Origin of the sequence: Mesorhizobium sp. M7D.F.Ca.US.004.01.2.1, assembly GCF_003997785.1 — a bacterium.
GTDB classification, from domain to species: Bacteria; Pseudomonadota; Alphaproteobacteria; order Rhizobiales; family Rhizobiaceae; genus Mesorhizobium; species Mesorhizobium loti.
In genome coordinates this window covers 1-7920 of sequence record NZ_RZRQ01000269.1, presented here as the reverse complement: position 1 = coordinate 7920, position 7920 = coordinate 1, and the positions used below count along the sequence as shown (strand labels likewise).

General features: G+C 63.9%; 6 protein-coding genes and 1 pseudogene. 6 read left to right on the top strand and 1 reads right to left on the bottom strand.

Going from position 1 to position 7920, the window contains the following annotated elements; translation table 11 throughout:
• The 3 genes and pseudogenes from EN993_RS26935 to EN993_RS26925 form a co-directional block, all read left to right on the top strand.
• Nucleotides 1-159, top strand: a pseudogene (locus EN993_RS26935) (sugar isomerase); the annotation flags it as partial.
• Nucleotides 160-191: 32 nt separating this feature from the next.
• Nucleotides 192-494 (top strand): HigA family addiction module antitoxin, encoded by a 303-nt coding sequence (locus tag EN993_RS26930; protein WP_127265281.1) that lies wholly within the window; start codon nucleotides 192-194, stop codon nucleotides 492-494.
• A gap of 79 nt (nucleotides 495-573) precedes the next feature.
• Nucleotides 574-1329, top strand: a complete 756-nt coding sequence (locus tag EN993_RS26925; RefSeq protein ID WP_126068965.1) for a DUF502 domain-containing protein — start codon at nucleotides 574-576, stop codon at nucleotides 1327-1329.
• On the opposite strand, the gene recG is transcribed toward EN993_RS26925, so the two are convergent.
• Nucleotides 1281-3389, bottom strand: a complete 2109-nt coding sequence (gene recG, locus EN993_RS26920) for an ATP-dependent DNA helicase RecG (protein WP_127265280.1) — start codon at nucleotides 3387-3389, stop codon at nucleotides 1281-1283. The genes EN993_RS26925 and recG overlap by 49 nt on opposite strands.
• Before the next feature lie 92 nt (nucleotides 3390-3481).
• On the opposite strand from recG, the gene EN993_RS26915 reads away from it, so the two are divergent.
• From EN993_RS26915 to EN993_RS26905, 3 genes are all read left to right on the top strand, one after another.
• Entirely contained in the window at nucleotides 3482-3769 is a 288-nt protein-coding gene (locus tag EN993_RS26915; RefSeq protein ID WP_109669329.1) for a succinate dehydrogenase assembly factor 2, read from the top strand.
• 13 nt (nucleotides 3770-3782) lie between these two features.
• On the top strand, nucleotides 3783-7280 hold the full coding sequence (gene mfd / locus EN993_RS26910; RefSeq protein WP_127265279.1) for a transcription-repair coupling factor: 3498 nt from the start codon (nucleotides 3783-3785) through the stop codon (nucleotides 7278-7280).
• Nucleotides 7281-7471: 191 nt separating this feature from the next.
• On the top strand, nucleotides 7472-7920 hold a 449-nt coding region (locus tag EN993_RS26905), incomplete at its 3' end, for a 3-deoxy-7-phosphoheptulonate synthase (RefSeq protein WP_164757829.1).

The window sequence follows — 7920 nt, the reverse complement described above, 5'->3', positions numbered from 1 at the left end:
AAGACGATGGAGACGATCGTGCTGCCCGAGGTGCCGGAAATCATCTCGCCGATCATCTACGCGCTGCCGATCCAGATGCTCGCCTATTTCACCGCCGTGTTCATGGGCACCGACGTCGACCAGCCGCGCAATCTGGCGAAATCGGTGACGGTGGAGTAGGTTTTGCTTCCCAAGCTGGGAGATTGAGCTGAATGGCATCGAAGTTCGCACGTCCAGTTCATCCTGGAGAATTCCTGCGTGAAGAATATCTCGTCCCGCTCGGCATGAGTGCAGGCGCGCTCGCGAAAAAGCTCAACCTTCCACGCACCCGTATCGAACGCATTGCCAAGGAGGAGATCGGCTTGACCCCTGATACGGCCCTGCGCCTTGCCCGGTATTTCAACACCACGCCTGAATTCTGGATGAATTTTCAGCAGGCCTATGAGCTTGAAACCGAAGCCAGGAAGCTGGCGCCGGAACTCGAGAAGATTGAACCGTTGGAAGCGGCGGCATAATCGACCTTTAAAAACTTCGCAGTTCCAATGCGCTCTCTGGTTCATTATGTTGCGCTGCAACCCGCGCGCCCGGTGAACCATGTCCGATGCTCCCAAGACCTCCGGCATGACCCGGCTGAGGAACTATTTCCTCACAGGTTTCGTCGTCTGCGCGCCTCTGGCGATCACTGCCTATATCGCTTGGTCGTTCATCGGCTGGGTCGATTCCTGGGTAAAACCCTATATTCCGGCCCGTTACAGCCCGGACTCCTATCTGCCGTTTCCGGTGCCGGGCTTCGGACTGATCGTTGCTCTGATCCTGATCACGCTTATCGGTTTCCTGACGGCCAACATTGTCGGCCGCGCCATCGTCAATTTCGGCGAGCGTCTGCTTGGCCGCATGCCACTGGTGCGTGGCATCTATGGCTCGCTGAAGCAGATTTTCGAGACCGTGCTGTCGAACAAGGGCGACATGTTCCGCCAGGTCGGGCTGGTCGAATATCCGCGCAAGGGCGTGTGGTCGCTGGTGTTTGTCGCCAGTGAGAAGGAAACTGAGATCAACCAGAAGCTCGATCAGGAAGGCGACCCGCTGATTGCGGTGTTCATGCCCTGCACGCCGAACCCGACCACTGGCTTTCTCATGTATGTGCCGAAGTCGGACATCGTACTGCTCGACATGACGATCGAGGACGGCGCCAAGCTCATCGTCTCGGCCGGGCTTGTGGCGCCCGAGGTCAAGCAGATGGTTGTCGTGAACGGCGAGCCGATCGAGGGAACGTTGGCCAATCCGTCGGTTGCCGCCTTGGCTCAGCCTGCGCGCAAGAGCCGCACGGCTTCGTCGCGCCCGAACAAGTAAAGCAGCAGGCGCAACGCCTCGCCACGCTCGGATTGCAGCTCCGGATCGCGTGACAGGACCAGCCTGGCATCGTCGCGGGCGGCCTCCAGAAGGTCGGCATGCGCCTCGATGCGCGCCACCTGGAAACCCGGCGTGCCGGACTGGCGGGTGCCCAGCAATTCGCCTTCACCACGCAGCTTCAGATCCTCTTCGGCGATCAGGAACCCGTCCTCGGTCTCGCGCATCACCGACAGCCGGCGTTTTGCGGTCTCGCCGAGCGGGTCCTTGTAGAGCAGTACGCAGGAGGAGGGCTTGTCACCGCGTCCGACCCGGCCGCGCAACTGGTGCAGTTGCGCGAGGCCGAAGCGCTCGGCATGCTCGATGACCATGACGGTGGCGTCCGGCACATCGACGCCGACCTCGATGACCGTGGTGGCGATCAGGATGCGTGTCTCGCCCTGCTTGAAGGCGCGCATCGCCTCGTCTTTCTCGGCGCCCTTCATGCGGCCATGGACGAGGCCGATGCGGTCGCCGAACAGCGGTTTCAGCGAGGCGAAACGGTCCTCGGCCGACATCAGCTTGATCTCTTCGGATTCTTCGACCAGCGGACATATCCAGTAGATCTTCTGGCCGCCGGCGACGGCGTCGACCATGCGGCCGACCAGTTCGTCCAGCCGTTCCAGCGGCAGCGTGACGGTGCGGATCGGCTGGCGGCCGGCCGGTTTTTCCGTCAGCTTCGATACGTCCATGTCGCCGAAGGCAGTCAGCACCAGCGTGCGCGGGATGGGGGTGGCGGTCATCACCAGCATGTCGGGCGCGTCGCCCTTGGCTGTGATGGCAAGCCGCTGGTGGACGCCGAAGCGGTGCTGCTCGTCGATGACGGCGAAGACCAGGTCGTGGAAGGTGACCGTGTCCTGGAACAGCGCGTGGGTGCCGATGACGATGTCGATGGCGCCGCTCGCCAGACCGGCCAGCGTGTCGGTGCGCTCGCGGCCCTTCTCGCGGCCGGTGAGGATGGCGATGCGCAGCCCGACCTTGGCGGCAAGCGGCGCGATCGTCGCCAGATGCTGGCGCGCCAGAATCTCGGTCGGCGCCATCAAGGCGGCCTGGCCGCCGGCCTCGACCGCACGCCCCATGGCCAGCAGCGCAACCACCGTCTTGCCGGAGCCGACATCGCCCTGCAGCAGCCGCAGCATGCGCTCGGGATCGGCAAGGTCGGCATTGATTTCGGCCAGCGCAAACTCCTGGCTTGATGTCAGCGAATAGGGCAGGGCCTCGCGCAGCTTTTCAACGATGCTGCCGTCGCCGACCAGGGGACGCCCGGACAGGCGGCGGACTTTTGCCCGCACCAGCGCCAGCGAGACCTGGCCCGCCAGCAACTCGTCATAGGCGAGGCGCCGCCAGGCGGCACCATCGACAGAGACATCGATCGGATCGGCCGGATTGTGGATGCGGGCGAGCGCATCGCCAAAGGCCGCAAAGGTGTGCCGGCGCATGAAGGCACCATCCTGCCATTCGGGAAATTCAGGCACGCGCGCCAGCGCCTGGCCGATCGCCCGGCGCAGCACCTTGCCCGAGAGCCCTGCGGTGAGGGGATAGACCGGTTCGACCAGCGGCAGGTTTTCCGCCTCGCTGGCGAGCGCAATATGGTCGGGGTGGACCATGCTCGGGCGGCCGTTGAACCATTCCATGCGGCCGGAGACCACGACATGCTCGCCCTCGGGCATCGCCTTTTCGAGATAGGAAGCGTGAGCATGGAAGAAGGTCAGCGCGATCTCGCCGGTGTCGTCATGGGCGTAGACGCGGTAGGGCACCGACCTGTTGCCGCGCGGCGGCGGCTGGTGGCGGTCGATGCGCACCTCGAGCGTGACGATCTGGCCTTCCGCGGATCCTGCGATGCCCGGCCGGCTGCGGCGGTCGATGACGGTGTGCGGCAGCACGAACAGAAGGTCGCCCGCGCGCGCCGCACGATCGCCGAGATCGGCGGCGACGACTTTCTCGATCAACGCGCCAACCTTCGGTCCGACGCCGGCAAGCGAGGTGATCGGAACAAACAGCGGATCGAGGATGGAAGGACGCATGATGTCAGCTTATGTCGCGACGGCTACAGCGCAAGGCTGACAGCACCTTCTATCCACGCTATATGCGCCGCAGCAAGTGAGGATGCGGCACAATGACCGGAACGACGAGATCAAGCGAGGGGCTGGACGCCCACCGCCGCAAGCTTCTGTTTCGCTCCTGGCATCGCGGCATGCGCGAGATGGATCTGATCCTCGGCACTTTCGCCGATGCTGAGATCGGTACCTTGACCGGCGAGGAAATCGACCAATATGAGAGGCTCCTCGACATTCCCGACACCGAATTCCTGCCCATGGTCACCGGCGAACGCCCGGTCCCGGCCGATATCGATTGTGCCGTCCTGCAAAAGATCCTGGCTTTCCGCCACTCCATGACATTTTGAGCGACCTGATTTCATGAGCCTCATTCCCATCATCGGCCTGCCGAAAGGCCGTGCCGGCCAGTTCATTGTCGACGGCGTCGCCGACGGCTACGAAGCCTTTGCGCTGGTGCAGGCGGCACTCGAGATCGCGCCCGACAAGCCGGTTCTGTTCGTGGCACGCGACGGCCAGCGCCTGCCGGCGATCATCGAGGCGCTGTCCTTCGCGGCGCCCGGCCTTCCCGTGCTGGAGCTGCCGGCCTGGGATTGCCTGCCCTACGACCGCGTCTCCCCCGGTTCGGACGCCGCCGCCAAACGCCTCGACGCGCTGACGGCCATGATCGCGCTGGCGAAAAAGCCGCACCGCGCCGTCATTCTCACCACCGCCAATGCACTGTTGCAGCGGATTCCACCGGCCGAACTGGTCGAGGCACAGACTTTTCATGCCAGGCCCGGCAACCAGATCAACATGAACGTGCTGGTGTCGCGGCTGGAAACATCTGGTTTCGAGCGCGTGCCAACCGTTCGCGGTATCGGTGAATTCGCGGTGCGCGGCGGTATTCTCGACCTGTTCGCGCCCGGCTGGACCGAAGCGCTCAGGCTCGACTTCTTCGGCGACACGCTGGAATCGATCCGCATCTTCGATGCCGCCACCCAGCGCACCACGGGCCAGCGCAAGTCGATGGCCCTGCAGGCGATGAGTGAAGTGGCGCTGACGCCGGAAACCATCAGCCGCTTCCGCCGCTCCTATATCGAAGCTTTTGGCGCGCCACAGCGCGATGACGGGCTCTACGCGGCGGTCAGCGAAGGGCGTCGCTTCGCCGGCATGGAGCACTGGCTGCCGTTCTTCTACGAGCGGCTGGAAACCGTATTCGACTATTTGCCTGATACACCTGTCATTTTCGACCATCTGGCGCATGAGGCGCTGGCCGAGCGCCACACGCTGATCCTCGACCACTACGAGGCACGCAGGAAGCAGGCCGACGGTGCGCTGAAGGACGCCGTACCCTACAAGCCGGTGCCGCCGGACCTGCTCTATCTCTCGCCGGAAAATCTGATCGCCTCGCTCGGGCCGCGCGAAGCGATCGATTTCACGCCGTTCGACGCGCCCGACGCCGGCTCGAAAAAAGTCTACCACGCCGGTTCGCGCCATGGCCGCAGCTTCGTCGAGGAACGCGCCGACCCCAGCATCAATGTCTTCGATGTCGTCGTCAAACACATCGCCGACGAGCGCGCGGCGCGCCGCCGCATTGTCATTGCCGGCTGGACCGAAGGCTCGCTCGACCGGCTTGGCCAGATCCTTGCCGAACATCATCTCGGCAACCTCAAGCAGGTCGCGACGCTGGCGGAAGCCGAACAGCTCGAACCGGGTCAGGCGGCCTTGGCCGTGCTGCCGCTCGAATCCGGCTTCGAGACCGAAAAACTGGTCGTCGTCGCCGAACAGGATATTCTCGGCGACCGGTTGATCCGACGCTCGAAGCGCAAGAAGCGTCCCTCGGATTTCATTGCAGAGGCCTCGGCGCTGTCGGCCGGCGACATCGTCGTCCACGCCGACCACGGCATTGGCCGCTTCATCGGCCTGCGTACGATCGAAGCGGTCGGCGCGCCGCATGACTGCCTGGAAATCCACTATGCCGGCGACGACCGGCTATTCCTGCCGGTGGAAAACATCGAGCTTCTGTCGCGCTACGGTTCTGACACAGCCGAGGCGACGCTGGACAAGCTTGGCGGTGGCGCCTGGCAGTCGCGCAAGGCGCGGCTGAAGAAGCGCCTGCTCGACATAGCCGGGCAGCTGATCCGGATCGCCGCCGAGCGGCAGATGCGCTCCGCACCGCCACTAGTGCCGGCCGAAGGCCTCTATGGCGAGTTCGCTGCGCGCTTCCCCTATGAAGAGACCGACGACCAGCAGACCGCGATCGACTCGGTGCGGGACGATCTTGCCGCCGGCAAGCCGATGGACCGGCTGATCTGCGGCGATGTCGGTTTCGGCAAGACCGAAGTGGCGCTGCGCGCCGCCTTCATCGCGGCGATGGAGGGTTTTCAGGTCGCGGTGGTGGTGCCGACGACGCTGTTGTCGCGCCAGCATTTCAAGACATTCTCACAGCGCTTTTCTGGCCTGCCGATCCGCGTCGGCCAGGCATCGCGGCTGGTCGGCGCCAAGGAGCTGGCCGAAACCAAGAAGGGCATCGCCGAAGGGCAGGTCGATATCGTTATCGGCACCCACGCGCTGCTTGGTTCCGCGATCTCGTTCAAGAATCTCGGCCTTTTGATCATCGACGAGGAGCAGCATTTTGGCGTCAAGCACAAGGAACGGCTGAAGGATCTGAAGACCGACGTGCACGTGCTGACGCTGTCGGCGACGCCGATCCCGCGCACGCTGCAACTGGCGCTGACTGGAGTGCGCGAACTGTCGCTGATCGCCACGCCGCCGGTCGACCGCATGGCGGTGCGCACCTTCATCTCGCCCTTCGATCCGCTTGTCATTCGCGAGACGCTGCTGCGCGAGCGCTATCGCGGCGGGCATTCCTTCTATGTCGTTCCGCGTATCAGCGATCTGGCGGAAATCCATGATTTCCTGAGAGAATCCGTGCCTGAGCTGAAGGTGGCGGTGGCCCATGGCCAGATGCCGCCGGGTGAACTCGACGACATCATGAATGCCTTCTACGACGGCCAGTACGATGTGCTGCTGTCGACAACGATCGTCGAATCCGGGCTCGACATCCCGACCGCCAACACGCTGATCATCCATCGCGCCGACATGTTCGGCCTGTCGCAGCTCTACCAGCTGCGCGGCCGCGTCGGCCGCTCGAAGGTGCGCGCCTATGCGCTGTTCACGCTGCCGGCCAACCGCAAGCTGACCGACACCGCCGAGCGGAGGCTCAAGGTGCTGCAATCGCTCGACACGCTGGGCGCCGGCTTCCAGCTGGCCAGCCACGACCTCGATATCAGGGGCGCCGGCAATCTTCTCGGCGAAGAGCAGTCCGGCCACATCAAGGAGGTCGGCTTCGAGCTCTACCAGCAGATGCTGGAAGAGGCGGTCGCCGAGGTGAAGGATTCCGGCGAAGTGCAGGATGGCGGCTGGTCGCCGCAGATCGCCGTCGGCACGGCGGTGATGATCCCGGAGAGCTATGTGCCGGACCTGCAGCTCAGGCTGGCGCTTTATCGCCGTCTCGGCGATCTCGAAAACACCGAGGAAATCGATGCTTTCGGCGCCGAGCTGATCGACCGCTTTGGCCCGCTGCCGGAAGAGGTCAAGCATCTCCTCAAGATCGTCTTCATCAAGGCGCTCTGCCGCAAAGCCAATGTCGAGAAGCTCGACGCCGGGCCGAAGGGCGTCGTTATCCATTTCCGCAAGCGCGAATTCTCCAACCCGGTCGGGCTGGTCCGGTTCATCGGCGAGCAGGGCTCGTTGGCCAAGATCCGGCCGGACCACAGCGTCGTGTTCGTGCGCGACTGGCCGACGGCCGAAAAGCGGCTGGCGGGTTCGGCGGTGGTGATGACCCAACTGGCACGGCTGGTGGAGAAGGCTGCCTAGCGCAGCCGGCACATTCGCCAGCGCTTGAATTCCGGTCTAGAATAGGAAATCGGCTTCGTGTATGGAGCCGCGATCCCCTATGGGGCGGATTGGCGGGCGATGGCGCCCATTTGTTTGTTTGACGCAATTCCAGACGGAAAACCGTTTCACGCTTTTCCTGGAATTGCTCGGAAAGAGCGTTGGGTGCAGCGATGACGAAATGGTCGCCGAATTCGTGGAGAGCAATGCCGATCAAGCAGGTTCCTGCCTATCCGGACCTTGCCGCGCTGAAGAGCACGGAGGCCCAGCTCGCAACCTTTCCGCCGCTGGTTTTTGCAGGAGAGGCGCGCAAGCTGAAGAAGCAGCTCGCGGCTGTCGCTGCCGGTGACGCGTTCCTTCTCCAGGGTGGCGATTGCGCCGAGAGCTTCGCCGAGCATGGCGCGGACAACATCCGCGACTTCTTCCGCGTCTTCCTGCAGATGTCGGTGGTGCTCACCTTCGCCGGCGCGCAGCCGGTGGTGAAGGTCGGCCGCGTTGCCGGCCAGTTCGCCAAGCCGCGCTCGTCCGACAACGAGACCAAGGGCGGGGTGACGCTGCCCAGCTATCGCGGCGACATCATCAACGGCATCGAATTCGACGCCAAGTCGCGCATTCCAGATCC

Excerpts from the sequence above, each read along its gene's own strand:
- EN993_RS26915 (WP_109669329.1), top strand. The coding sequence starts at position 3,482 with ATGACCGGAACGACGAGATCAAGCGAGGGGCTGGACGCCCACCGCCGC.
- EN993_RS26930 (WP_127265281.1), top strand. The coding sequence starts at position 192 with ATGGCATCGAAGTTCGCACGTCCAGTTCATCCTGGAGAATTCCTGCGT.
- recG (WP_127265280.1), bottom strand. The coding sequence starts at position 3,389 with ATGCGTCCTTCCATCCTCGATCCGCTGTTTGTTCCGATCACCTCGCTT.
- EN993_RS26925 (WP_126068965.1), top strand. The coding sequence starts at position 574 with ATGTCCGATGCTCCCAAGACCTCCGGCATGACCCGGCTGAGGAACTAT.
- mfd (WP_127265279.1), top strand. The coding sequence starts at position 3,783 with ATGAGCCTCATTCCCATCATCGGCCTGCCGAAAGGCCGTGCCGGCCAG.